Here is a 25,536-nt window from a genome sequence, read left to right as displayed (position 1 = left end):
CGCGCTCGCGAGGGCGATCCGGCCATTTGGACGAAATCGATGACCGACCAGGCATACGGAGGAAACGCGCATGAACCCCTCGCCCTATGAACTGCGCCCGGATCTGCCGAAGGAACTGGCCGATCTGCGCCTGCTGGCGCTGGATCTGCGCTGGTCCTGGAGCCACACCGCGGATCGCCTGTGGCGCCGCATCGACGAAACCCTGTGGCGGCACACCCGCAACCCCTGGCTGATCCTGCAGACGGTCAGCCGCCGGCGCCTCGAGGAACTGGCGCAGGATGCGGACTTTCGCCGGCTGCTCCAGGACCTGCGCGAGGAACAGCGCACGGCCCTGGCCGGCGAAGGCTGGTACGGGCGCAAGCACGGTGGGCGCGAGACGCCCCTGGTGGCCTACTTCTGCATGGAATACGGCCTCAGCGAAGCCCTGCCGCTGTACTCGGGCGGCCTGGGCGTGCTGGCCGGCGATCACCTCAAGACCGCCTCCGAGCTGGGCGTGCCGCTGGTGGCCCTGGGCCTGCTCTACCAGCAGGGCTACTTTCGCCAGGCCCTCAACGATCGCGGCGAGCAACTGGCCTTCTATCCCTTCAACGATCCCTCGCTGCTGCCCATCCACCCGGTGCGCGGCGCCGACGGGGAATGGCTGAGCATCGTCCTCGAACTGCCGGGGCGGGAACTGCGCCTGCGCGCCTGGCAGGCCCAGGTGGGACGCATCCCCCTCTATCTGCTCGACAGCAACGATCCCCTCAACGATCCGGCCGATCGGGGCATCACCAGCGAACTGTACGGCGGCGGCCCGGAACTGCGCCTGCAGCAGGAACTGGTGCTCGGCATCGGCGGATTGCGCCTGCTCGCGCGGCTGAACCTGGCCCCGCCGGTGTGCCACCTCAACGAAGGCCATGCCGCCTTCGCCGTGCTGGAACGGGCCCGGGCCTGCATGGCCGAACGGGGCGTGGACTTCGAAACCGCCCTCACTGCCACCCGGCGCGGCAACCTCTTCACCACCCACACCCCGGTGGACGCCGGCTTCGACCGCTTCGATCCGGATCTGGTGGCCCACTACCTGGCGCCCTGGGCCGAACGCGCCGGGCTCGAGGTGCACCGCCTCCTGCCGCTCGGCCGCAGCCGGCCCGAAGCCCGCCACGAGCCTTTCAACATGGCCTGGCTGGCCATTCACGGCAGCGGCGCGGTCAACGGCGTCAGCCGCCTGCATGGCGAGGTCAGCCGGCGCCTGTTCCAGTCCCTGTTTCCCCGCTGGCCGACCCGCGAAGTGCCGGTGGGGCATGTGACCAACGGCATCCACGTCTCGAGCTGGGACTCGCCCGAATCGGATCGCCTGTGGACCGAAGCCTGCGGCAAGGAACGCTGGCGGGAGGAGCTGGCCGAACTGCGCGAGGCCATCCTCGCCCTGCCCGACGAACGCCTGTGGGAGATGCGCAGCCGCAACCGCCTGCGCCTGATCCGCTGGATCCGCCAACGCCAGCCGGGCCGCCAGATCATCCAGACCGAAACGGACGATCTGCTCGATCCCAACGTGCTCACCCTGGGCTTCGCCCGCCGCTTCGCCGCCTACAAGCGGCCCAACCTGCTGCTGCACGACCCGCAACGGCTGGTGAGCCTGCTGACCCGCATCGACCAGCCCGTGCAACTGGTGCTGGCCGGCAAGGCCCATCCCCGCGACGCCGAAGGCCAGGCCATGATCCGCCAGTGGATCGACTTCATCCGCCGCCACGATCTGCAGCGCCGCGTGGTGTTCCTGGTGGACTACGATCTGCTCACCGCCGATCACCTGGTGGAAGGCGTGGACGTGTGGATCAACACCCCCCGCCGGCCCTGGGAAGCCTGCGGCACCTCGGGCATGAAGGTGCTGGTCAACGGCGGGCTCAACGTCTCGGAGCTGGACGGCTGGTGGGCCGAGGCCTGGTGCCCGCACGTGGGCTGGGCCCTGGGCGACGGCCGGGAACACGACGCCGATCCGGCCTGGGACGCGCACGAGGCCGAAGAACTCTATACCCGCCTGGAACAGGAGATCATCCCCGCCTTCTACCGGCGCAACCCCCAGGGGATCCCCGAGGACTGGGTGCGCAAGGTGCGCCATTCCATGGCCGAACTGACCCCCGTGTTCTCCACCAACCGCATGCTGCGCGAATACGTGGAAGACTTCTATCTGCCCATGGCCGAAGCCACGGCCCGGCGCCAGGCGAACGGCGCCCGCCTGGCCCGGGAACTGTGTGCCTGGCGGCACCGCATCACCACCCACTGGCCGGCCATCCACTTCGGCAACGTGACGATCCGCGCCGACGAACGGGCCCTGCATTTCGAAGCCCAGGTCTATCTCGACGATCTCGACCCGGACAGCGTGCGGGTGGAGCTGTACGCCGAACCCCTGCCCGGCCACACCGCGCCCGAACGCCATCCCCTGACCCGCATGGAAAGCCTGGCCGGCGCCATCAACGGCTGGCGCTACGAAATCACCCTCCCCGCCCAGCGCCCGGCAGGCGACTATACGGTGCGGATCATTCCCTGGCACCCGGAAGCGGTGGTGCCGCTCGAATGCGAAGCCATACTCTGGCAGCACTGAGGAGGGACGAGGGACGAGGGACGAGGGACGAGGGACGAGGCAGGGCGCCATCCCGGAGTGCCCGGCGTCAAGGACGGGGCATGGCACAACCTGCAGATCGTAGGTCGGCTCAAGCGCAGCGGAACTGACAAGCCGGGGCCTGCGAAATGCCGGCTCCGCTGCGCTTGAGCCGGCCTACATGCTGAGACGAGGAATGAGAAAAGCGTTGTAACGAATTGCCCGGCATCAAGGACAGCGCAGTGCACTGCCGGCAGACTGCCAAGGGCCTGAACGGAAAGCGGACATGAACGAAGAACGCGGCAAACTGAACCTGATCCAGACCGTTGCCCTGGCCGTGGGCACCATGATCGGTGCCAGCATCTTTTCCATCTTCGGCCTGGGGGCGAAGGTGGCCGGGCCGAACCTGCCGCTGGTGTTCGTGATCTCGGGGCTGGTGGCCCTGCTGGTGGCCTATTCCTATGCCTGGCTCGGCAGCCGCATCGTTTCGGACGCGGGGCCCATGGAGTTCATCATCCGCGCCTTCGGTGCCAACCTGCTGACGGGGGCGCTGAGTTTCCTGTTCTGGTTCACCTACGTCATCTCCATCGCCCTGTTCGCCAAGGGTTTCGCCGGGTATTTCCTGCCCCTGCTGCCGGGGCCGGCCACGCCCGGCTTGGCCAGCATCGTCGAGGTGGCGGTGGTGCTCGCCTTCACCGCCCTGGGCGTGATGGGCTCGGCCAGCGTGGGCCGGGCCGAGTTCTGGATCGTGGCCATCAAGCTCGGCGTGCTGCTGCTGTTCGTGGCCCTGGGGATCTGGACCATCCAGCCGCAGCGGATCCTGCCCCATTTCGACGGGCCGGGCGTGCGCGGCATCCTCGACGCCACGGCCGTCTTCTTCCTCTCCTACATGGGCTTCGGCCTGGTGACCAACGCCTCGGAGCACATGCGCAATCCGCGGCGCAACGTGTCCCGCGCCATCTACCTCAGCATCCTGATCGTGAGCGTGGTCTACATCCTGGTGGCGGTGGTCGCCATCGGCAACCTGCCCCTGGCCGAGCTGATCCGGGCCCAGGACTACGCCCTGGCCGAGGCAGCGAAGCCCTTCCTCGGCAACGGCGGTTACCTGCTGGTGAGCTGGGGCGCCCTGTTCTCCATCGCCTCGGCCCTCAACGCCACCCTCTACGGCGGGGCCAACGTGGCCTACGCCCTGGCCCGTGACGGCGTGTTGCCGGCGGCCTTCGATCGCAAGCTCTGGTTCGGCTCCGTGGAGGGCCTGTACATCACCGCCGGCCTCGGCATCGTCTTCGCCCTGCTGTTCAACCTCAACGGCATCGCCTCCATCACCAGCTCCGTGTTCATCGTCATCTACCTGTTCGTGCTCGCCGCCCACTGGCGCCTGCAACCCCAATACGGCGGCAGCCGCCTGGTCATCGCCCTCGGCTTCCTGGTGGTGCTGGGGGTATTCGGCCTGCTGCTGCGCTACCAGTGGCAGACCGATCGCACCGCCTTTGCCGGCACCGCGCTGGTGCTGGCCGGCAGCCTGCTCACCGAAGCCGTCTATTTCCGCCTCACCCGCCGGCGCCTGCAACGGCGCGGGCCGAACGATTCCACCCCATCCGCCCAGAGAGTCACGCCATGAACATTCCCGCCACTGTCAAGGAAACCCTTGAAAAGCTGCACACGGATCCGGAACAGGGCCTGTCGGCGGAAGAGGTCCGCCGCCGCCAGCAGCAGTACGGCCTGAACCGGATCGAAGCGAAGGAGAAAACCTGGTGGCAACGCCTGCTGGCCCGCTTCTGGGGGCCGATTCCCTGGATGATCGAAACCGCCGGCGTCCTGTCGGCCGCGGCCCAGCGCTGGGAAGATTTCGTCATCATCCTGGTCATGCTCCTGGTCAACGCCTTCGTGGACTTCTACCAGGAATCCAAGGCCCTCAACGCCATCGCGGTGCTCAAGAACAAGCTGGCCCTCAAGAGCCTGGTGCTGCGGGAGGGCCACTGGCAGGAAGTGGATGCCGCGGAACTGGTGCCGGGCGACATCGTCAAGCTCAAGATCGGCAACATCATTCCCGCCGACGTGCGCCTGATTGCCGGCGGCGAGTTTCTGCAAATCGATCAGTCGGCGCTCACCGGCGAGTCGCTGCCGGTCAACAAGGCCGCCGGCGACACGGCCTTCGCCAACACCATCGTCAAACAGGGCGAGATGATCGCCGTGGTCACCGCCACCGGCAGCCAGACCCGTTTCGGCAAGACCGTGGGGCTGGTGGCCCGGGCCGAGATGACCGGCCGCAGCCACTTCAAGAAGATGGTCATCAAGGTGGGCGATTTCCTGATCCTGCTGACCCTCGTGGTCATCGTCGTCATCGTGCTGCTGGGCCTGTCCCGCCACGAATCGGAGATCGACCTGCTGATCTTCGCCCTGGTACTGACCATATCGGCCATTCCGGTCGCCATGCCGGCGGTGCTCACCGTGACCATGGCCATCGGCGCCACGGTGCTGGCCAGGAAACAGGCCATCGTCAGCCGTCTGGACGCCATCGAGGAACTGGCCGGGGTGGACGTGCTGTGCTCCGACAAGACCGGCACCCTCACCCAGAACCGCATGAGTCTCGCCGAACCCTATCTCCAGCCCGGCTTCGGCGAAGACGATCTGTACCTGTATGCCGCTCTCGCCAGCCGCGAGGAGAACCACGATCCCATCGAGGAGCCGATCTTCGCCGAGCTCGACAAGCGCGGCCTGCGCCCGCGCCTGCAGACCTATCGGCTGGAGAAGTTCATCCCCTTCAACCCCGTGAGCAAGTCGGCCCGGGGGATCCTGCGCGACAACCAGGGCGGGCATCTGGTCGCCGTCAAGGGGGCGCCGCAGGTCATCATCGAGCTGTGCCACAACAGGGATTTCGACAAGGCCGCCGCCTACCGGCAGGTGGAAGACTTCGCCGAAAAGGGGTTCCGCACCCTGGGCGTGGCCATCCAGCGTGGCGAGGAAGCCGCCTTCACCTTCGTGGGCCTCATCCCCCTGTTCGATCCCCCGCGGGACGACTCCCGCGAGGTCATCGCCCGCCTCAAGGCCCAGGGCGTCGAGGTGAAGATGGTCACCGGCGACAACCTGGCCGTGGCCCGCTACATCGCCCGCCTGCTCGACATCGGCGAGCACATCGAGGACGTGCGCGAGCTCAAGGGCCAGAGCACCGAAGAATACCTGTTCCTCACCCGTCTGGTGGCCAAGGCCCTGCTCGGGGTGCTCAAAAACGACGCGCCGGAGGAAGAGATCGAAAAACAGGCCGCCGCCGTGGTCAAGCAGGTGCGCAAGGAACTGGACAACGCCCCCCTGCCGGCCGGCACGGTCAAGCGCCACGAATCGGAGATCATCGCCCAGATCGAGCAGGCCAACGGCTTCGCCCAGGTCTACCCCGAAGACAAGTACTTCATCGTCGACGAACTGCAGAAGGCCGGGCACATCGTGGGCATGACCGGCGACGGCGTCAACGACGCCCCGGCCCTGAAGAAGGCCGATGCCGGCATCGCCGTCAGCGGCGCCACCGATGCGGCCCGCGCCGCGGCCGACATCGTGCTCACCGCCCCCGGCCTGGGCGTGATCCTCGAGGCCATCCAGCAGGCCCGCATCACCTTCGAACGGATGCAGAGCTACACCATCTTCCGCATCGCCGAGACCATCCGCATCATCTTCTTCATGGGCCTGGCCATCGGCGTGTTCCAGTTCTACCCGGTCACCGCCCTGATGATCATCGTGCTGGCCCTGCTCAACGACATTCCCATCCTGGCCATCGCCTACGACAACACCCGGATCCGCAACAAGCCCATCCGCTGGGACATGCACGAAGTGCTGGTGATGGCCGGCTGGCTGGGCTTTGCCGGCGTCATCTCCTCCTTCACCCTGTTCTGGCTGGTGATGATCTATCTGAAACTGCCCATCGATTTCGTCCAGTCTCTGTTCTTCGCCAAGCTGGTGGTGGCCGGCCACGGCACCATCTACAACACCCGGATCGACGACTGGTTCTTCAAGCGCCCCTGGCCCTCCTGGATCCTGTTCGTCTCCACCTTCACCAGTCGGGTGGCCGGCACCATCATCGCCGTCTACGGCTTCGGCCTCATGACCCCCATCGGCTGGAAATGGGCGCTGGCCATGTGGGCCTATGCCCTGGCCTGGTTCGCCTTCAACGACGTGGTGAAGATGGCCGTGCTGCGCTGGTATCGCAAGCACCGGGCCAACGTGATGATCTGAACGATCCGGAAACCGCAGTCAGGCGCGGGGCAAGGCGGGCTGCCCCATCACGGCGAGGGCGCCGCTTCTACGAAAAAGGCACGACCATTCTCGTTGTAGGCGCGGCGCCCTCGCCGCGATGAACCCAACCTGTAGGAGCGGCACAAGCCGCGAAAATCAGCCCGCGTCAGACACCCCCTCAAAACGGCACCTCGTGCCCCTGCGGCGGCATGATCCGAATCACCAGCATGCCGTGCTCCGGAAACAGCCAGCCCAGCAGCACCAGCCCCAGGAGGGTCAGCAACCCCATGACCAGGGCCCCGAGCAGGGCCGCGCCGAAGCCCCGCACCTCGAAGCCGGGCACCAGGGCGGCGGTGAGCATCAGCATCAGGGCGTTGATCACCAGGATGAACAGACCGAAGGTAAGCACCGTGAGCGGCAGGGTGAGCAACAGCAGCAGGGGGCGGACGAAGGAGTTGGCCAGCAGCAGGATCACCGCCGCCAGCAACAGCGCGCCACCATTTTGCACCCGGATCCCGGGCACGATGCGCACGGTGACCAGCAGCCCGACCACGGTGCCCAGCCACAGGAACAGCCAGCCGATCCCCATCATGTGGACGCCCCTTCCACTTCCCGGATCACCGCCTTCACCTCGTCACCGCTGATCACTTCCTTCTCCTCCAGGCGCTGCGCCAGGGCGTCGAGGGTCTTGCGCCGCCGCTCGAGGATCTCCCGCGCCCGGCGCTGGGCCTCTTCCACCAGGCCCTTGACCTCGGCATCGATCTGCTCGGCAATCTTCTCGCTGTAATTGCGCTCTTCGGTGGCCTCGGTCTCGAGGTACAGGGCCCGGTGAACCCGGCCCCAGGTCAGCGGCCCCAGCCGGGGACTCATGCCAAGCTGGGTGACCATGCTGCGGGCGATCTCGGTGGCCCGTTCCAGATCGTTGGCGGCACCGCTGGAGACCACGCCGAACACCAGCTCCTCGGCCACCCGGCCGCCGAGCAGGATGGCGAGCTGATCCTTCAGCTCATCCTCGGTGGAGAGGAACTTCTCCTTCACCGGCAACTGCAGGGTATAGCCCAGCGCGGCCACCCCGCGGGGAATGATCGAGACCTTGTGTACCGGTTCGGCCGTGGGCACCGTCTCCGCCACCAGGGTATGCCCCGATTCATGAAAGGCCACCCGCCGCTTCTCCTCGGGGCGCATCGCCCGGTGCTTCTTCTCGGGCCCGGTCAGCACCCGGTCGATGGCCGCCTCGAAGTCGCTCATCTGCACCGCCGTGTGGCGGTTGCGCACGGCGATGATCGCCGCCTCGTTGCAGATGTTGGCCAGATCCGCGCCCACCATGCCGGGCGTGCGCTGGGCGATCACCTGCAGATCCACGTCGTCTCCCAGCTTCAGGCGGCGTACGTGGATTTTCAGGATCGCCACGCGCTCTTCCAGATCCGGCTTGTCCACCACGATCTGCCGATCGAAGCGCCCGGCCCGCAGCAGCGCCTTGTCGAGCAGTTCCGGCCGGTTGGTGGCGGCCATCACCACCACGCCGATGGAGGGATCGAAGCCGTCCATCTCCACCAGCAGCTGATTGAGGGTCTGCTCCCGCTCCTCGTTGCCGCCGCCCCCGGGGGCGATGCCGCGGCTGCGGCCCACCGCGTCCAGCTCGTCGATGAAGATGATGCAGGGCGCGTTCTTGCGCGCCTGGTCGAACAGATCCCGCACCCGGGCGGCGCCCACGCCCACGAACATTTCGATGAACTCGGAGCCGCTGATGTAGAAGAAGGGCACGCCCGCCTCGCCCGAGACCGCCTTGCCCAGCAGGGTCTTGCCGGTGCCGGGCGGCCCCACCAGCAGCACCCCCTTGGGCATGCGCCCGCCGAGGCTCTGGATCTTCTCCGGGTCCCGGAGGAATTCGATGACCTCCTGCAACTCCTGCTTGGCCTCGTCCACCCCGGCCACGTCGTCGAAGGTGACCTTGGGGCCGGTGTCGGGATGGATGTGCACCTTGCCCGGCCCCAGGTTGAGGAAGCCCTTGCCCGCGCCGCCCATGCGCCGCGAGATCCAGATCCAGAACAGGGTGATCAGCGCGATGGGCAGCACCCAGTTCATGAAGAACAGGGCCAGCCAGTTGTCCCCCTTGCGCACCTTCACGTCCACGCCGTGCTGCTTGAACTTTTCCGCCAGTTGCAGATCGTCCAGCGGCACGGTGACGAAGGTCTTCGGCTTGCCGGCGGGGCCTTCCTCCTTGTACTCGCCGCGGATGTATTTCCGGTCGTAGATCACTACCGATCGGATCTTGCCCTGCTCCAGATCGGCAAGGAACCGGTTGTAGGGGATCTCCTCGGTTTTCTGTCCCTGCTCCGGCCAGGCGAACAGAAACACGTAGAGCATGACCAGATAGAGGGCGAAGATGAACCAGGGGTTCTGCCAGAACTTGCGGGCGGTCTCGGGCTTGTTGATCTCCAGATCCGGCTTCTTGCCGCCGCGAGAGAAATTGGACTGGATCGCCATGGCCAGACTCCTGTCGGATCACCTGGGTGCGAAAGGCGGCAGCGGGAGGACCGCCGCCGGACTGTCGTGTCCGCCCCCGGAAACACCCTGGCAGTGTAACCGAATCCCGACGCGGCGCACAGACAACCCCACCCTTGTCCGGCCACCGGAAAAGGGAATAAGCTGAACCTTTCCACGCCCGGGAGCCACCGGTGTCGGAAGTCCTCGTCGGAAAACTCCTGCTGGCCCTCACCCTGCTGCTGGGGGCCGCGTACCTGCTCGCCGCGCTGCTCAGCCGCTACCGGATCCCCGGCATCCTCGGTGCCCTGGCGGTGGCCATGGTTGCCCACTACACCCCGCTCGACAGCCTCCTGCTGGGGCCCGATCTCTATCCCGTGTTCGGCTTCCTGGCCAACCTGGGCGTGCTGTTCCTGCTGTTCTTCATCGGCCTGCAGATCGACATGGGCGAGATGCGCAAGCTCTCCCGCGACATCGTCTGGCTGACGGTGCTCAATACCAGCTTTCCCTTCCTGCTCGGCATGCTGGTGATGCTGGCCATGGGCTATGGCTGGATGCTGGCCTTCGTCATCGGTCTGACCCGGATGCCCACGGCGGAAGCGGTGATCGTGCCGATCCTCGACGAATTCAACCTGATTCGCACCCGGGTGGGGCGTTTCATCGTGGGTACCGGGGTGCTCGACGACGTGATCGAGGTGTTTCTCATCGCCGTCATCTCGGTGTGGATTGGCGAGAAGACCGTCGCCACCACCCTGGCGGGCAACCTGATCGAGGACGAAGTGCTGCGCCTGATCCTCGTCATCATGGTCTTCGTGCTGGCCGCCTGGCTGAGCTACCGCTGGCTGGCCGCCTGGCTCTCGCGCCTGCTGCCGCGCCGGCCCCGCAATCTCACCCTGCTGTCCATGCTGGTGGTCTTCGGTTTCGGCGGTTTTGCCGAGTACGGCGAACTGGGCATGGTGGTGGGCGCGATCACCGGCGGCATCATCATGCGTCCGGTCTACAACAGCCTGGGCGTGGTGGGCGAACAGACCACCCAGACCATCCGCGCCATCACCTACGGTTTCTTCGGCCTGCTGTTCTTCTTCTGGGTGGGCCTGAGCGTCAATCTCGAGGGCCTCGTCACGTCGCCGACCCTGGCCGTGCTGCTGTTCCTGGCCGCCTTCGTCGGCAAGCTGATCGGCGTGGCCATCATGGTGCCCATGGGCAAGATCACCTGGCTGGAGGCCGGCACCATCGGGGTGGGCATCAATGCCCGGCTGACCACCGAAATCATCGTCGCCAAGCTGTTGCTGGATGCGGGCCTCATCGACGTGGATCTGTTCACCGCCCTGGTGGCCGCCTCTTCCCTGTCCACCATCCTGGTGCCGATCCTGTTCTCTTTCCTGGTGCGTCGCTGGCGCACGGCCCTGCAGCCGCCGGCCGCCACCACCGCGCCCTCTCACCACGCAAAGGACGACTTCCATGCCTGACGCCGATTCGCCACCCCTGCTCCTGTGTCTCGATCTGGAAGCCGGCAGCCGCGAGCTGGCCCGCGCCGCCGCCCGCCATGCCGCGCGCTGTCACTGGCCCCTGCACGTCCTGCACGTTCTGCAACATCCGCTGGGCGAGGCGGATCGCCGTCATCATCGGGAACGCCTGCGAGCCCTGTGTCGGGAATGCCTTCCCGGCCTGCCCGACGCGCACCTGCACATCGAACAAGGCCTTCCCGAAGACGTCATCGTGGCCGTGGCCCAGCGTCTGAACAGTGGGCCCATCCTGCTCGGCCGCCGCCAGCGCGAAACGGTGGAACGGATCTATGTCGGCAGCACCACCAGCGCCGTCATCTCCCTGGCCCGGCGGCCGGTGCTCGTCATCCCCCTGGCCACCGATCCATCCTGAAGGGCGCCGCCGGCATGCATGACAGCCCCGAGACGATCCGGCCGGAAGGCGACACAAGTCCCTGGCATGCCCTGGCGGTGACAGCCGTCCTGCAGCGTCTCAACACCGATCCGCAGCGCGGCCTCTCCGCTTCGCAAGTCCGGCAGCGGTTGCCGCAATATGGGGAAAACGTCCTGCAGGCCGTGCGCAAGCCCCCGTGGTATACGGTCCTGCTGCGCCAGTTCCTCGACGTGCTCATCTTCATCCTGCTGCTGGCCGCGGCCATCGCCTTCGCCATTGGCGAGCTTGGCGACACCCTCACCATCCTGGCCATCGTGGTGCTGAACGGCATCCTGGGTTTCGTCCAGGAATGGAAGGCGGAAAGGGCGCTGGCGGCCCTGCAGCAGATGCTGGCGCCCCGCTGCCGGGTGCTGCGCGACGGCCGCGAACAGGAGATCGACGCCCGCCGCCTGGTGCCGGGCGACATCGTCCTGCTGGCCATCGGGGATCGGGTGCCGGCGGATCTGCGGCTGATCGAGGCCGTGAACCTGAAGATCGATGAATCGGCCCTGACCGGGGAATCGCTGTCGGTAGTCAAGGCGGTCGAGCCGGTGAGCGAAGACGCGCCCCTGGCCGAACGCCAGTCCATGGCGTGGATGGGCACCGCCGTGACCAACGGGGTGGCCAGGGGCGTGGTGGTGGCCACCGGCATGGCCACCGAGTTCGGTCGCATCGCCCACCTGACCCAGACCGTGGGCACGGAAACCACCCCGCTGCAACACAAGCTGGCGATCCTGGGCAAGCAACTGGGGATCTATTCGGTCGCCATCTCCATCGGGGTGGCGCTGGCCGGCTGGCTGCTGGGCAAACCGCTGGTGGAGATGTTCCTGACCGGCGTCTCCCTGGCGGTGGCGGTGGTGCCGGAAGGCCTGCCCGCCGTGGTCACCATCACGCTTGCCCTCGGGGTGCGCGCCATGGTGCGGCGCCGCGCCCTGCTGCGGCGCCTGCAGGCGGCCGAGACGCTCGGTGCCGCCACCGTGATCTGCACCGACAAGACCGGCACCCTGACCCGGAACGAGATGACCGCCCGCCGGATCTGGCTGCCGGCGGGCGAGGTCGAAGTCACCGGCATCGGCTACGACCCCGCCGGCCATTTCGAGGCCGAGGGTCGCAAACTCGACTATCACCAGCGCCCGGATCTGCTGGCCCTGCTGCAGACCGGCCTGCTCTGCAACCATGCCCGGCTGGTCAGGGACGACCAGGGCTGGCACCAGATCGGCGAGCCGACCGAAGCCGCGCTGGTGGTCGCCGCCTGCAAGGCCTGGCTGAGCCCGCCCGCCGAATCGCGCATCGTCAGCGAGTTCTCGTTCAATTCCGAACGCAAGCGGATGACCGTCGTCGAACGCACCGACGCGGGCCTGCACGCCCACGTCAAGGGGGCGCCGGAAGTGATCCTGGAACGCAGCACCCGTCTTCTCGATGGCGAGCACGAGCGCCCCCTCACCGAGGCCGATCGCCAGGCCTTCATCGAGGCCTATTCCCGGATGGCGGAAAGCGGCCTGCGCACCCTGGCGCTGGCCCGCCGCACACTGCCGCCCGGCCTGCCGCTTGAGGTCGATGCCGTGGAGCAGGAACTGACCTTGCTGGGCGTGGTCGGGATCCTCGATCCGCCGCGGCCGGAAGTGCCCGAGGCCATTCGCACCGCCGCCCGGGCCGGCATCCGCACCATCATGATCACCGGCGATGCCGCCGCCACGGCGCTGGCCATCGCCAGGCGCATCGGCCTCGACGCCGATCGGGCCCTGACCGGTAGGGATCTCAGGCAAATGGACGACGACGCCCTGCTGGCCATCCTGCGGGACCGGCACGTGCTGTTCGCCCGCACCACCCCCGAGAACAAACTGCGCATCGTGACCCTGTTGCAGAAACTCGGTCACGTGGTGGGCATGACCGGCGACGGGGTCAACGATGCCCCGGCCCTGAAGCAGGCCGACATCGGCATCGCCATGGGCCAGCGCGGCACCGACGTGGCCAAGGGCGCCGCCGACATGATCCTGACCGACGACAACTTCGCCTCCATCATCGGGGCGGTGGAAGAAGGGCGTCGCCAGTACGACAACATCCAGAAGTTCGTGCGCTACCTGCTCTCGTCCAACACCGGCGAAGTCCTGGCCATTCTGGCCAACATCCTGCTCGGCGGCCCGCTGATCCTCCTGCCCGTGCAGATCCTTTGGATGAACCTGGTCACCGACGGCATGACCGCCGTGGCCCTGGGCATGGAACCGCCGGAAAAGGGCATCATGCGCCGCCCGCCCCGCCCGGTGCGCCAGCCGATCCTCGATCGGACCGGCATCGCGATGATCGCCCTCCTCGGCGGCTACATCGGCCTGGCCACCCTCTGGCTGTTCCACCATGTCCTGGCCGGCGGCAGCGAGACTGATGTCCTGCGCGCCCAGACCATGGCCTTCACCGGCATCATCCTGCTGGAGAAACTCAACGTGTTCAATTTCCGCGCCCTGCGCGAACCCCTCTCGGTGGTCGGCTATCTTTCCAACCCCTGGGTACTGGCCGCCTGGGGCATCACCGTGGGCCTGCAGGTGTGCGCCGTCTACGTGCCGTTCCTGCAGTTCGCCCTGCACACGGTGCCACTGGGCTGGACGGACTGGGGCCTGCTCCTCCTGGTGGCCGCGCCGGTGTTCGTGCTGACCGAAGCCTACAAATGGTGGCGGTGGCGCAGACGGGCCGTCCACGCGGCCTGAACACTGGGTGACATTTGTCACACACAAGTTTCGCGGTTTTTATCCATACTGAAAATGACGTATAGTTGATGCCGATTCTGTCACGTTCCCCAGACGACAGAATCCGCAGGCACCGGCCAGGCCGGTTGCCGACTCCCGGCCGGAACCTGCGGCCGCCGGAGTCACAGGCGCCGCCACGACAATCCAAAAACACAATGCGGCGTCCTGCAGACTTGACCACAGCAACGGGAGAATTCGCCATGTCGACCCACCCAGCGTCCTGATCCTCGCCACCTGCCGCCGGTTCCCCGCGCCCCTTCACCTGCCCGCAGGCCAGGCCCAGGCGTGGCGCCCGGAACCGCCTGCCGGCTGGCGACGGCGAAACCCGTTTCCGGATTTCCGTTCTACCCTGGAGAGACCACACCCATGAAAATCCCACACCGCATCCCCTCGGCCCTGCTCGCCGGCGGCCTGCTGCTGACCGGCCTGGCCGGCACCGCCCAGGCCATCGAGGGCGTCGAACTGTCAGGCTACCTGACCGTCAAGGCCACCTATGCCGCCAACGACGACACCACCGGTCAACAGTCCGACTATGCCGGCGGCTATGCCACCGACAACGTGGACTTCAATACCTACGGCTCCACCATTGGCATGCAGTTCGACGCCGAGCTGACGGAGAAGATCAATACCACGGTGATCATCGAAGCCTACGGGGGCAACGACAACTTCAATGCCAAGGTGGAGTGGGCCTACATCGACTACCATTTCGACGACCGCAACCGCCTGCGCTTCGGCCGCTACAAGGGCCCCTTCTACATGATTTCCGAATACCAGGAAGTGGGTTACGCCTACCCCTGGGTCTCTCCCCCACTGGAAGTCTATGGCACCAACCCCATCGAGGCGGTCAACGGACTGGATTACGTGTTCCAGACCACCACCAGCGGAGGAATGGACTTCCTGTTCGAGATCTACGGCGGCAACGGCAGCAACGAATCTGTCGTCCAGCCCAACGTAGCCGATTACTTCAACAACGATAGCAATCCAAACAATAATATCCCCAAGGGGACGATAGTCGACTTCGACACCAAGAACATGATCGGCTTCAACGCCACCTTCGGCACCGATGCGGTCAAGTTCCGCCTCGGCTACATGAGCACCAAGGTGGATGCGCCGGCCTTCGGCATGTACAACGTCTCCGGCAGCTTCGGCGGCGTGGGTGTGATCGTGGACATTGACAACTTCCTGGCCTATGCGGAGTTCGTGGATCGGGATACCGAAGACCGGGCCGACATGCAGATGGCCTTCCCCGATCAGCGGGCCGGCTATGCCACCCTGGGCTACCGCTTCGGCGACTTCCTGCCCTACTTCACCTATGCCAAGCTGGACCGAGGCAAGACCGAGAGCACCATGGCCCTCAAGCAGACCTCCATGACACTCGGCCTGCGCTACGAGGTGGCCGACGGCGCCGCGCTGAAGTTCGAGGCCACCCAGGCCAAGCCCGAAAGTCTGGCGGGGCAGCCGAAATACGGCCTCTTCGACAGCCCCCTGCAGTCCGATACCGGCCTGATCCTGGCGGCCAGCTTCGACCTGATCTTCTAACAGGCTGTTGAAAAACACCATTTTTCAACAGCCTGCTAAGACCGGCCGGCCGCGCGCCCGCGGGGTGCGCGGCAGGATCTTCCCCCAAGCTGAACGGGAGTCCCTGCACATGATTCGTTCCTTCCTCTTCCGCCCCGGCCTGAGCCTCCTGCTGGTGCTGCTGCTGCCGGCCCTGGCACAGGCGGAAATCGCCTTCATCGCCAACCCCGACAACAAGCTCCACGGCGTGGATCTCGACACCATCGCCCGGGTCTATCGCGGGGAAATCCGCCATCTGCCCAACGGCGCGCGCATCACGCCCGTGGATCAGCCCAAGGGCAGCCCCATCCGCAAGCACTTCTATGAAAAGGTGCTGCACATGAGCGAAAGGGAAGTCAGCCGCTACTGGGCCAAATACCGTTTCACCGGCAAGCGCAAGCCGCCGATGGTCCTCTCCAGCGATGCCGAGGTCAAACGCTGGGTAGCCACCCATCCCGACGCCATCGGCTACATCAGTGGCGATTCCCTGGACGATTCGGTGGAACTGCTGCAAATCATCCCCTGAACCGACGACGCGCCCATGTCACGCCACGAGGTCACGATCATGCGTTATGGCTTGCTGCTCCTGCTGCTGTGCCTGGCCTTGCCCACGTTTCCGGCCCGGGCCGAGACCGATCCCCTCGTCAGCCTGTTCAACTTCCAGTTGCGCATGGCCGAAGGCGGCAACACCAAGGCCATGATGAAGGTTGGCCAGATGTACGAAAACGGCGAAGGCACGCCCCGCAACTACGCCAAGGCGCTGGAGATGTACCGCCGGGCCCAGGCCCGGGGCGAGCCCGGCGCGGCGGCCGCCATCCGCCGGCTCGAAGCCAGGCGCAAGGCCAAAGCGGCCAGGACCCAGGCCCGCCCAGCCGCGTCCGCCGGGGCCGCGCAACAGGAGAAGGCGCGCCAGGAGGCCGCCGCCCGCCGGGCCGCCCAGGAAAAGGCCCGCCGCGAGGCCGCCGCACGCAAGGCCGCCCAGGAGAAGGCCCGCCGCGAGGCCGCTGCCCGCAAGGCCGCCCAGGAGAAGGCCCGCCGCGAAGCCGCCGCGCGCCGGGCCGCCCAGGAGAAGGCCCGCCGCGAAGCCGCCGCGCGCCGGGCCGCCCAGGAGAAGGCCCGCCGCGAGGCCGCCGCACGCCAGGCCGCCCAGGAGAAAGCCCGCCGCGAGGCCGCCGCACGCCAGGCCGCCCAGGAGAAGGCCCGCCGCGAGGCGCCCACCCCGCCTCAGGCCGCCTCTGCCAGCGAGGAGAAGGCCACGCCCCGGGAAGATGCGCCGGCCAGCGAAGCGAAGAGTTTCTCGGCCGACCCCTGCAAGACCCGGGCGGCCCGTTTCCTCTCTTCCTGCAAGAAGAAATAACCCTGCATCGGAATCATCGAACAAGGTCATCCTCATGAGACGTTTCATTGCCAGCGCCCTGATACTGTTTGCCCTGCACCTGATCCCGTTCGCCGCCCAGGCCGAAAGCACCGACGTGGATCAGTTCAAACTGGATCTCATCATGGCCAAACGGGGCGACTTCGACGCCCAGTTCTCGGTGGGCGCCGCCTACGAATACGGCCGCGGCGTCAAGCGGGACATGAAGCAGGCCTTCTACTGGTACAAGAAGGCCGCCAGCAACGGCCACCATCGGGCCCAGTTCAAGGTGGGCGAGTTCTATGAACACGGCAAGGGCGGGGTGAAGCAGGATCTGCGCAACGCCAAAATCTGGTACCGGCTGGCCACCCTGGGCAACGTCCGCGAGGCCCGCGCCCGCCTGCAGCGCCTGGAAAACCCGGCCGTGGCGGCCAAGGCTGCGCCCAAGGCGGCCGCGCCGCGCGCGACCGCCAAGCCCCGGCCACAACCCGCAAAGGCCCGGCCTCACCCCAAACCGAAACCCAAACCGGCCAGCCGACCCCGCCAGCCGGCCTCGCCGGCCCGCCTCGCCAGGGCGCCCGCCGCCCCCCGCCCCGCCAAACCGGCCCCGGCGCGGCGGCCAGCGGCGCCCCGTTACGATCCGGCCGCCATTCCCGGGATCATCCAGGCCGGCAAGTGGCAGGGCCACCAGGTCCCCAACCTGATTCTGCCCACGGGTTCCCGCTGCCTGCATTCGGGCAAGACCAAGATCATCTGTTTCTCGCCGAAGCAACGGCTCACCGTCGGCAATACCGAGTATGTCTTCATCACCAAATCGACCCTCGCCGACTTCCAGCCCGACGGCCGCTTCACCGTGAGCTACCTGTTCAACGTGAGCGACATGAAACCGGCCAGTCAGCCCAGACCGGGCCCGAATCCCTTCGGCCTGCGCGCCGAAAAGGGCTGGCAGGAACCGGCCCGGCGGCTGTCCTGCCAACTGCTGCGCAGGGATCGCATCGTCTGCCAGCACGACGGCGAACGCCTGACCTTCACGTCACGCTAAATGAAAGTTCCAAATATCAGACCATGGTTCATTGTGTACACTGAGCCCTCTGGGGCAGAGAGCCGTTTCGTGACCGTCGGCCGCAGGGATGCGGCCGTCGAGCCTACAGGGAGGTATTCACGGCGTGTCACGAAACGGCTCTCTGTCCCAGAGGGCGGTGCTGGAACCGGACACCCTTACGCAAGTGAGCCAGTAGTTGAAACTGCTATTTAGCGGGCTGTCGAAACACATCGCGGCTTGCGCCGCTCCTACGATCAGTAAGGATGTCTGCAGGAGCGGCGCAAGCCGCGAAACCCGCGTTCAATCGTTCCACCCCCGCCGCCGCAGAACGCGGTAAGTGAACATCTTCACCGCGTCGTTGATCAGGAACCACGCCAGCACGTAGGCCCAGATCCACAGGGCGTACTCCCAGCCGATGGGGGTGATCAGAAAACCGTAGACCGCGATCAGGGTGCCGAGGATCTCGGTGCCGAAGGTGGCCCAGAAGAGGATCGGCGACGGCCAGGGCCGCTGCCAGAACCAGCCCTCCGAGCGGGTGATGTAGAGCGTGCTGTGGCCGGCCACGATCAGCTTCAGAAACAGCAGGCTCTGGATCAGTTCGTGGCTGAAGCCCCGTTCCTCGAGCAGGAAGAACAGCAGGAACGAGGAAACCACGCCGGTGACCCCGAGCACGCTGGCCACGGTGATGAGTTCCGGCATGTTCCAGCGCACCGGCTCGGCATGGATTTTCGTGTGATCGTAGGCGATGGCCAGGATCGGGATGTCGTTGAGCAATGCCAGCAGGATGATCATCAGGGCGGTGATGGGATAGAAATCGAAGACCACGATGGCCAGGGCCATGAACAGGATGATGCGGATGGTCTCGGCGATGCGGAAGATGGCATAGCTCTTCATGCGCGCGAAGGTGATGCGCGCCTGCTTGATGGCCTCGTTGATCACCGACAGACCCGGCGCGGTGAGGATGATGTCGGCCGCGGCCCGGGCGGCATCGGTGGCGTCGGAGACGGCGATCCCCACATCGGCCTTCTTCAGCGCCGGCGCGTCGTTGACCCCGTCGCCGGTCATGCCGACGATGTGATCGGCCTTCTGCAGCACGTCCACGATGCGGTACTTGTCCTCGGGCACCACCTCGGCGAAGATGTCCACCTCCTCGACCATCTCGATGATTTCCGACTCGTGGGCCTCGATCAGCCCCTTGGCCAGCTTGCCGGTTTCGAAGGCCTTGTTGACCTCCTTCACCACCGCTTCGGCAAAGCGTTCCACTTCCTCCCGGGGCACCTCGTCCTGGTGCAGCTTGCGATAGATGGCCGAGGCCAGCACTTCGGACAGGGCCAGCAGTTCGCGGCTGCCGCCGCTGGTGAGTTCCACGGCGCGGATCGCCCGCCCTTCCAGGCCCAGTATGCGGCCGATCTCGCGGGCGATGGCCAGGTTGTCGCCGGTGACCATCTTCACCTGCACGCCATGCCGGCGCATGTCCTCGATGACGGCCTCCGAGTCTTCCCGCGGCGGATCGTACAGGGGGATCAGCCCCAGCAGTTCCACCTTGCCCTCTTGCGCGCGCGCCACCGCCAGGGTCCGGTAGCCCTTGCTGGCCAGCAGGTCGACGATCTTGACGATCTGCTGCCGGGTGTCGGCATCCGGCCTGGCCAGCTCCAGCAGCACCTGGGCCGCCCCCTTGATGGCGGTGAAACACTGCCCGTCGCGGCATACCTTCGCCTCGGTGCGCTTGCGCACCGGATCGAAGGGCACGAATTCCTCCTGGGTCCAGGCCTGCCAGTCGGCGTCCAGGTGCCGCTCGTCGATGTAGTGATAGATGGGCAGTTCGATGGGATCGTGGTTCTCGAACTTCGAGGCCAGGGCCGCCACCAGAAACAGCTCGTCCTCCGTGTGGCCGTCGAACACCACCGGCTCGGCCACGTGCATCCGGTTCTGGGTGAGGGTGCCGGTCTTGTCGGAACAGAACACGTCCACGCCCGCCAGCTCCTCGATGGCCACCAGCCGGGAGACGATGGCCTGGCGCCGGGCCAGGTTCATGGCGCCCACCGCCATGGTCACCGACAGCACGGCCGGGAGGGCCACGGGGATCGCCGCCACGGTCAGCACCAGGGCGAAGCGGGCGATGTCGAGGAAGTTTTCGTCCCTGGCGATGGCCACCATCAGGATCACCAGCACCAGCACCACGGTGATCAGGATCAGGAAATTGCCGATCCGGATCACCATCTTCTGGAAATGGCTCACCTGCTCCATCTCCGCCCGGGCCACCAGCGACACCACGCTCTGGAAGCGGGTTCGGGCGCCGATGTTCAGCACCACGGCCAGCATCTCGCCCTGCCTGACCACCGTGTTGGCGTAGGCCACCTCGCCCTGCTTCTTGCTCACGGGCAGGGATTCCCCGGTCAGGGCCGACTGGTCGATGAGCAGATAGTCGCCCTGAATGAGCTGCACGTCGGCCGGCACGATGTTGCCGATCCGCAGACGCACGATGTCACCCGGCACCAGCTCCCGCGACGGCAGCACCGTGAACCGGCCGTCACGCAGCACGATCACCTCGCTGGCCAGGCGCTGCTTGAGGGCCTTGAGGGCGTTGAGCGCCCGGTGCTCCTGCAGGAAGTCCAGGCCGGCGTTGACCAGCAGCATGATGAGGATGATGGTGAAGTCTTCCCACTTGCCCACCACCGCCGAGAGCACGGCGGCCACCTCGATCATCCAGGGGATCGGCCCCCAGAAGCGGCGGAAGAGGCGGTGCCAGAGCGGCTCTTCCTCCTCACGCAGTTCGTTGTAACCGTAACGCTGATGGCGCGCTTCGGCCTCGGTCCGGCTGAGGCCCTTTTCCGCGTCGGTCTGCAGCGCGTTCAGGGTCTGCTCGACGCTCTGGCCGGCGTAGTCGTCCGTTGCTCGGGTCATGGCGGGATTCCGGTTGCACAAGGGGATGTCTCCGAGAGTGGGGCAGGCGGGACCCGGAATCAAGCGTTTGCCGGAACCGGCGCCCCGGCGGCTTGATTTGCCCCCGCCCCGGCACCACATCCCATGACAGGCATCGGCACTGGGGAGGCAAATCATGGAAGCGGAAACCGAAAAGGCGCTGGCCGCCACCATCCGGGATCTCGTACAGCCGGGCAAGGGCATTCTCGCCGCCGACGAATCCCTGCCCACCATCGCCAAGCGGTTTGCGCCCCTCGGCGTGGAGTCCACGGCGGAGACCCGCCGCGCCTGGCGCAGCCTGCTCCTGACCACCCCCGGCCTGGGCGAATACATCAGCGGCGTGATCCTGTTCGAGGAGACCCTGACCCAGACCGACGACGCAGGCACGCCCCTCCCGCAGGTGGCCGCCGCCCAGGGCATCGTGCCCGGGATCAAGGTGGACAAGGGCAAGATTCCGCTGGTGGGCTCCCCCGGGGATCTGATCACCCAGGGCCTCGACTTTCTGGCCGAGCGCCTGCGCGCCTACCGCGAGCAGGGCGCCCGCTTCGCCAAGTGGCGGGAGGTCTATCCCATCACCCCGGAGAACCCTCGCCCCCTGGGCATCACCGCCAATGCCGAGGTGCTGGCCCGCTATGCCGCCATCTGCCAGAGCGAAGGCCTGGTGCCCATCGTCGAGCCGGAGGTGCTGATCGACGGGGATCACGACATCCGGCGCTGCTTCGAGGTCACCATCGCCGTGCAGACGGAGATCTATCACGCCCTGCACCGCCATGGCGTGGTGCTCGAATACACTCTGCTCAAGCCCAACATGGTCACGCCGGGCAAGGAAACCCGCAAGGCGCCGCCCGAGGAAGTCGCCGAGTGGACCGTGCGCCAGTTGCGCCGCACCGTGCCCGCAGCCGTGCCCAGCATCAACTTCCTCTCCGGCGGCCAGACCCCGGAGGAAGCCACCGCCAACCTCAACGCCATGAACCGCGACTTTCCCGGCCAGCCCTGGGCGCTGTCCTTCTCCTACGGCCGCGCCCTGCAGCAACCGGCCCTGCACGCCTGGCAGGGCAAGCCGGAGAACGTGGCCGCCGCCCAGCAGGCCCTGCTGGAACGGGCCCGCCTCAACGGCCTGGCCCGCCGCGGCGAGTACCGCCCGGAGATGGAAGGGGGCTGATCCCGCGCCGGCCTGACCAGCACACCCATCCACGAATGCCGGCGGCACTCACACGGTAGCGCGGCGAGACGCCGCTCACGCAGAGGCATTTGGCAAAAAAAATCCCCTCACGATGGCGGGGCTTTTTTGCGCGCGAATGCGCCGGTTCAATCCATGAGCAGGGTCGTGCCCGGCGTGGCCGGCAGGCGGGGCATGACGATCTCCGGGTATTCGCCGGTGAGGGCGCCCAGGAAGGCCACGATGTCGGCCACCTGCTGGTCGCTCAGATCCTGATTGAGCTGCACCTTGGCCATGATGCGCACGGCTTCGTCCAGATCCTTCACCTTGCCATTGTGGAAGTAGGGCGCCGTGTCGGTGATGTTGCGCAGGGTGGGCACGCGGAACATGTGCTTGTCGGCGGCCTTCTTGGTGACCTCGTAACGGCCCAGATCGGCGGCCAGATCATACTTCTTCACGTAGGCGTTGTCGGTGAAGGTGGGGAACTTGGCATAGAAGCCCTGCCCCATGGGCATGGCCGGACCATTGAAGGCCGGACCCGAATGGCAGGCCGTGCAGCCAACGCTGGCGAAGGTCTTCATGCCGCGGATCTGCTGGGCGGTCATGGCCTGCTTGTCGCCCTTCACGTAGCGGTCGTAGGGGCTGTTGGGGGTGATCAGGGTCCGCTCGAAGGCCGCCACGGCCTTGGCGGCATTGTCGGCGGTGACCACGTCACCCTTGCCGAAGGCCTTCTCGAACAGCGGCTTGTAGCCGGGAATGGCCCGCACCCGATTCATGGCCGCGTCGAGGTTGGGCATGCCCATCTCCACCGGGTTGACCACCGGGCCCTTGGCCTGATCCTCGAGGGTATCGGCCCGGCCGTCCCAGAACTGCACGGAATGGAAGGCCGCGTTCCACACGGTCGGGGCGTTGCGGCCCCCGGTCTTGCCGTGCACGCCCATGGAGACGGGACGGCTGTCGTCGCCGCCTTCCATCAGGTTGTGGCAGGAGTTGCACGAAACGGTGCCGGTGGAGGAGAAACGCGGATCGAAATAGAGGATCTTGCCCAGTTCCACCTTGGCGGCGGTGGTCGGGTTGTCTGCCGGCGCCGGGGCCTTCTCCGGCAGCGGCTGCCAGTTGGCGGCCTGGGCCACGCCCGTGGCCAGCACGAAGGCGAGCATGGAATGTCGGATCTGGATTTTCATCTTCTTCTCCCTGTTGGATTCGATTGGTGGCAACAATTTAGACAGTGTCCAATTCTATATCCATTTGATTTTGCCAATCCACTACATTAGCAAAACCTATCGAAAACAGGGGGAATGGACAAAATCTCGCAACCGGCTGATAAACATGGGATTTTGACTTCAGCCAGCGTCTCCCGGCCAAACCGCCGGAAAAATCAATCCGCCTTTTCCTGATCCGGATCAAAAAAGGCCGGGCAGCGATTCCTCGCCACCCGGCCCTCGTCATTCGTCCCTTTGAAATGGTAGCGAGGGGGAGACTTGAACTCCCGACCTCAGCATTATGAGTGCTGCGCTCTAACCAGCTGAGCTACCTCGCCAATGGTTCGCCACGCCGGCCCTGGCTTGCCGGTTGGCGGGAGCCGCGCATTTTCCGGCCCTGGTCGCCGCTTGTCAAGGCGAACAGGGCCTAGTGGCGAGGGACGAGGGACGAGGGCTTTCTCCTCGCCACTCGTCCCTCGCCACTCGTTTCAACGTGTGAGCACAGCTCACACGTTGAAACGGAAGTGCATCACATCCCCGTCCTGCACCACGTAGTCCTTGCCTTCGAGGCGCAGTTTGCCGGCCTCTTTGGCGCCCTGTTCGCCGCCGCAGGCGATAAAGTCGTCGTAGGCGATGACTTCGGCTCGGATGAAGCCCTTTTCGAAGTCGGTGTGGATGACGCCGGCGGCCTGGGGCGCGGTGGCGCCGATGGGCACGGTCCAGGCGCGGACCTCCTTGACCCCGGCGGTGAAATAGGTCTGCAGCCCCAGCAGCTGGTAGCCGGCGCGGATCACCCGGTTGAGGCCCGGCTCTTCCAGGCCCATCTCGGCCAGGAACTCGGTCTTCTCCTCGTCGTCCAGCTCCACCATCTCGGCCTCGATGGCCGCGCACACGGCCACCACCGGGGCGCCTTCCTTCTGCGCGTGCTCGCGCACCGCCTCCAGCAGGGGGTTGTTCTCGAAGCCGTCCTCGGCCACGTTGGCGATGTAGAGGGTGGGCTTGACCGTGAGCAGGAACAGATCGCGGATCATCGCCATCGCGTCCTCGTCGAGGCCGAGGGTGCGCACCGGCTCGCCGGCGTCGAGATGGGCGCGGACCTGCTCCAGCACCGCCAGGCGGGCGCGGGCCTCCTTGTCGCCGGACTTGGCCACCTTGGCGGTCTTGGCGAGGGCCTTGTCCACCGACTCCAGATCGGCCAGGGCCAGTTCGGTGTTGATCACCTCGATGTCGTCCAGCGGGCTGACCTTGCCGGCCACGTGCACCACGTCGTCGCTCTCGAAGCAGCGCACCACCTGGGCGATGGCGTCGGTCTCACGAATGTTGGCCAGGAACTGGTTGCCCAGCCCCTCGCCCTTCGAGGCCCCGGCCACCAGGCCGGCGATGTCCACGAACTCCATGGTAGTGGGAATCACCTTTTCGGGGTGGACGATCTCCGCCAGCTTGTCCAGCCGCGGATCGGGCACCGCCACCACGCCCACGTTGGGTTCGATGGTGCAGAACGGATAGTTCTCCGCCTGGATGCCCGCCTTGGTCAGGGCGTTGAAGAGGGTCGACTTGCCCACGTTGGGCAGGCCGACGATGCCGCATTTGAATCCCATAGGTTAAAGGTCCGAGGGACGAGGGACGAGTGGCGAGGAAAGGCGGGTTGCCGCGTTTCTGTTGCCAGGTCTCGTACCGCGTGCCTGTGTTGGTGTAAAAAGTTCACTGGCCCGGATGCCGCATCCCGGCGACCACACCCTCGTCCCTCGCAACTCGTCCCTCGGCCCTAGCCCCCGGCATGCAGGCGATTCATGGCGGTCTGCAGGTTGCCGGTCACCACGTCGGGCAACACGTCGAGGGCCCGGTCGATGGCCCGTTCGATCTCGATGGCTTCGTCGCGGCCCGGCTTCTTCAGCACGTAGCCGGTCACCTGGCGCTTGTCGCCAGGATGGCCGATGCCGAGGCGCAGGCGCAGGAAGTCGCGGGTGCCGAGCTTGTCGATGATGTCACGCAGGCCGTTGTGGCCGCCATGGCCGCCGCCCTGCTTGAGCCGGGCGGTGCCCGGCGGCAGGTCCAGTTCGTCGTGGGCCACCAGCATGGCGGCCGGCTCGATGCGATAGAAACGGGCCAGGGCCTGTACCGCCTGACCGCTGCGGTTCATGAAGGTTCCGGGCTTGAGCAGCCACAGGTCGCGACCGTCGATCACGACCCGGGCCACCTCGCCGTGGAACTTCTTCTCGGCCCGGAAGACGCCGTGCCAGCGCCGGGCCACGGCGTCCACGAACCAGAAACCGGCATTGTGGCGCGTGGCCGCGTACTCCGGCCCGGGGTTGCCCAGGCCGACGATGAGCTGCAGCGCCGCCAAGGCGGTTGCCGTGCGGGC

At 66.4% G+C, this 25,536-nt stretch carries 17 protein-coding genes and 1 tRNA gene; 11 read left to right on the top strand and 7 right to left on the bottom strand.

Going from position 1 to position 25,536, the window contains the following annotated elements; translation table 11 throughout:
• The first annotated feature begins 70 nt into the window (after positions 1–70).
• The 3 genes from glgP (at position 71) to ACZ5BH_RS08830 (ending at position 6,799) form a co-directional block, all read left to right on the top strand.
• On the top strand, positions 71–2,578 hold the full coding sequence (glgP, locus tag ACZ5BH_RS08840) for an alpha-glucan family phosphorylase (protein ID WP_464888888.1): 2,508 nt from the start codon (positions 71–73) through the stop codon (positions 2,576–2,578).
• A gap of 283 nt (positions 2,579–2,861) precedes the next feature.
• Positions 2,862–4,196 carry an APC family permease gene (locus ACZ5BH_RS08835; protein WP_464888887.1) on the top strand — a complete coding sequence of 445 codons (1,335 nt, stop codon included), beginning with the start codon at positions 2,862–2,864 and terminating at the stop codon, positions 4,194–4,196.
• Complete coding sequence (locus ACZ5BH_RS08830) at positions 4,193–6,799, top strand: plasma-membrane proton-efflux P-type ATPase (RefSeq protein ID WP_464888886.1); 2,607 nt, start codon at positions 4,193–4,195, stop codon at positions 6,797–6,799. Before ACZ5BH_RS08835 ends, ACZ5BH_RS08830 begins: the two co-directional genes overlap by 4 nt.
• Positions 6,800–6,977: 178 nt before the next feature.
• Here ACZ5BH_RS08830 and ACZ5BH_RS08825 read toward each other — a convergent pair whose 3' ends face one another.
• Both ACZ5BH_RS08825 and ftsH read right to left on the bottom strand, forming a co-directional pair.
• Positions 6,978–7,391 (bottom strand): phage holin family protein, encoded by a 414-nt coding sequence (locus ACZ5BH_RS08825; RefSeq protein WP_464888885.1) that lies wholly within the window; start codon positions 7,389–7,391, stop codon positions 6,978–6,980.
• Positions 7,388–9,286, bottom strand: a complete 1,899-nt coding sequence (gene ftsH / locus ACZ5BH_RS08820) for an ATP-dependent zinc metalloprotease FtsH (RefSeq protein WP_464888884.1) — start codon at positions 9,284–9,286, stop codon at positions 7,388–7,390. Before ftsH ends, ACZ5BH_RS08825 begins: the two co-directional genes overlap by 4 nt.
• Positions 9,287–9,477: 191 nt before the next feature.
• Here ftsH and ACZ5BH_RS08815 point away from each other — a divergent pair, with 191 nt between their 5' ends.
• The 7 genes from ACZ5BH_RS08815 (at position 9,478) to ACZ5BH_RS08785 (ending at position 17,891) form a co-directional block, all read left to right on the top strand.
• Positions 9,478–10,752, top strand: a complete 1,275-nt coding sequence (locus ACZ5BH_RS08815; protein WP_464888883.1) for a cation:proton antiporter — start codon at positions 9,478–9,480, stop codon at positions 10,750–10,752.
• Positions 10,745–11,161, top strand: coding sequence for a universal stress protein (locus ACZ5BH_RS08810; RefSeq protein ID WP_464888882.1), 417 nt, complete (start codon positions 10,745–10,747; stop codon positions 11,159–11,161). Before ACZ5BH_RS08815 ends, ACZ5BH_RS08810 begins: the two co-directional genes overlap by 8 nt.
• A 14-nt stretch (positions 11,162–11,175) precedes the next feature.
• Positions 11,176–13,899, top strand: a complete 2,724-nt coding sequence (locus ACZ5BH_RS08805) for a cation-translocating P-type ATPase (RefSeq protein WP_464888881.1) — start codon at positions 11,176–11,178, stop codon at positions 13,897–13,899.
• Positions 13,900–14,304: 405 nt separating this feature from the next.
• Entirely contained in the window at positions 14,305–15,477 is a 1,173-nt protein-coding gene (locus ACZ5BH_RS08800) for a porin (protein WP_464888880.1), read from the top strand.
• A 109-nt stretch (positions 15,478–15,586) separates the two neighbouring features.
• Positions 15,587–16,021, top strand: a complete 435-nt coding sequence (locus ACZ5BH_RS08795; RefSeq protein WP_464888879.1) for a hypothetical protein — start codon at positions 15,587–15,589, stop codon at positions 16,019–16,021.
• A 39-nt stretch (positions 16,022–16,060) separates the two neighbouring features.
• Complete coding sequence (locus ACZ5BH_RS08790; protein WP_464888878.1) at positions 16,061–16,852, top strand: hypothetical protein; 792 nt, start codon at positions 16,061–16,063, stop codon at positions 16,850–16,852.
• Between the two features lie 34 nt (positions 16,853–16,886).
• Positions 16,887–17,891, top strand: coding sequence for a tetratricopeptide repeat protein (locus ACZ5BH_RS08785; protein WP_464888877.1), 1,005 nt, complete (start codon positions 16,887–16,889; stop codon positions 17,889–17,891).
• 300 nt (positions 17,892–18,191) lie between these two features.
• Here ACZ5BH_RS08785 and ACZ5BH_RS08780 read toward each other — a convergent pair whose 3' ends face one another.
• Positions 18,192–20,795 carry a plasma-membrane proton-efflux P-type ATPase gene (locus ACZ5BH_RS08780; RefSeq protein ID WP_464888876.1) on the bottom strand — a complete coding sequence of 868 codons (2,604 nt, stop codon included), beginning with the start codon at positions 20,793–20,795 and terminating at the stop codon, positions 18,192–18,194.
• 154 nt (positions 20,796–20,949) lie between these two features.
• Here ACZ5BH_RS08780 and ACZ5BH_RS08775 point away from each other — a divergent pair, with 154 nt between their 5' ends.
• Positions 20,950–21,975 carry a class I fructose-bisphosphate aldolase gene (locus ACZ5BH_RS08775; RefSeq protein ID WP_464888875.1) on the top strand — a complete coding sequence of 342 codons (1,026 nt, stop codon included), beginning with the start codon at positions 20,950–20,952 and terminating at the stop codon, positions 21,973–21,975.
• 146 nt (positions 21,976–22,121) lie between these two features.
• Here the strand turns inward: ACZ5BH_RS08775 and ACZ5BH_RS08770 are convergent, their stop codons facing one another.
• The 4 genes from ACZ5BH_RS08770 to pth form a co-directional block, all read right to left on the bottom strand.
• Complete coding sequence (locus ACZ5BH_RS08770) at positions 22,122–23,156, bottom strand: cytochrome-c peroxidase (RefSeq protein WP_464888874.1); 1,035 nt, start codon at positions 23,154–23,156, stop codon at positions 22,122–22,124.
• Positions 23,157–23,435: 279 nt separating this feature from the next.
• Positions 23,436–23,512: transfer RNA gene (locus tag ACZ5BH_RS08765), tRNA-Met, on the bottom strand.
• A 168-nt stretch (positions 23,513–23,680) separates the two neighbouring features.
• Entirely contained in the window at positions 23,681–24,772 is a 1,092-nt protein-coding gene (gene ychF, locus ACZ5BH_RS08760; protein ID WP_464888873.1) for a redox-regulated ATPase YchF, read from the bottom strand.
• A 167-nt stretch (positions 24,773–24,939) separates the two neighbouring features.
• A complete protein-coding gene (gene pth / locus ACZ5BH_RS08755) occupies positions 24,940–25,518 on the bottom strand; it encodes an aminoacyl-tRNA hydrolase (RefSeq protein WP_464888872.1) in 579 nt (192 codons plus the stop codon).
• Positions 25,519–25,536 lie beyond the last annotated feature (18 nt).

The sequence above is a fragment of the Thioprofundum lithotrophicum genome (genome assembly GCF_055387065.1).
The sequence above is the reverse complement of the archived record's forward strand: the minus strand, read 5'-3'. Positions and strand labels throughout refer to the sequence as shown.

Bases quoted from the DNA above. Each gene is read 5' to 3' on its own strand.
- ACZ5BH_RS08785 (WP_464888877.1), top strand. From the start codon at position 16,887: ATGAGACGTTTCATTGCCAGCGCCCTGATACTGTTTGCCCTGCACCTG.
- ACZ5BH_RS08835 (WP_464888887.1), top strand. From the start codon at position 2,862: ATGAACGAAGAACGCGGCAAACTGAACCTGATCCAGACCGTTGCCCTG.
- ACZ5BH_RS08805 (WP_464888881.1), top strand. From the start codon at position 11,176: ATGCATGACAGCCCCGAGACGATCCGGCCGGAAGGCGACACAAGTCCC.
- ACZ5BH_RS08790 (WP_464888878.1), top strand. From the start codon at position 16,061: ATGCGTTATGGCTTGCTGCTCCTGCTGCTGTGCCTGGCCTTGCCCACG.
- ACZ5BH_RS08825 (WP_464888885.1), bottom strand. From the start codon at position 7,391: ATGATGGGGATCGGCTGGCTGTTCCTGTGGCTGGGCACCGTGGTCGGG.
- ychF (WP_464888873.1), bottom strand. From the start codon at position 24,772: ATGGGATTCAAATGCGGCATCGTCGGCCTGCCCAACGTGGGCAAGTCG.
- ACZ5BH_RS08780 (WP_464888876.1), bottom strand. From the start codon at position 20,795: ATGACCCGAGCAACGGACGACTACGCCGGCCAGAGCGTCGAGCAGACC.
- ftsH (WP_464888884.1), bottom strand. From the start codon at position 9,286: ATGGCGATCCAGTCCAATTTCTCTCGCGGCGGCAAGAAGCCGGATCTG.
- ACZ5BH_RS08775 (WP_464888875.1), top strand. From the start codon at position 20,950: ATGGAAGCGGAAACCGAAAAGGCGCTGGCCGCCACCATCCGGGATCTC.
- ACZ5BH_RS08830 (WP_464888886.1), top strand. From the start codon at position 4,193: ATGAACATTCCCGCCACTGTCAAGGAAACCCTTGAAAAGCTGCACACG.
- ACZ5BH_RS08770 (WP_464888874.1), bottom strand. From the start codon at position 23,156: ATGAAAATCCAGATCCGACATTCCATGCTCGCCTTCGTGCTGGCCACG.
- ACZ5BH_RS08800 (WP_464888880.1), top strand. From the start codon at position 14,305: ATGAAAATCCCACACCGCATCCCCTCGGCCCTGCTCGCCGGCGGCCTG.
- ACZ5BH_RS08810 (WP_464888882.1), top strand. From the start codon at position 10,745: ATGCCTGACGCCGATTCGCCACCCCTGCTCCTGTGTCTCGATCTGGAA.
- ACZ5BH_RS08795 (WP_464888879.1), top strand. From the start codon at position 15,587: ATGATTCGTTCCTTCCTCTTCCGCCCCGGCCTGAGCCTCCTGCTGGTG.
- glgP (WP_464888888.1), top strand. From the start codon at position 71: ATGAACCCCTCGCCCTATGAACTGCGCCCGGATCTGCCGAAGGAACTG.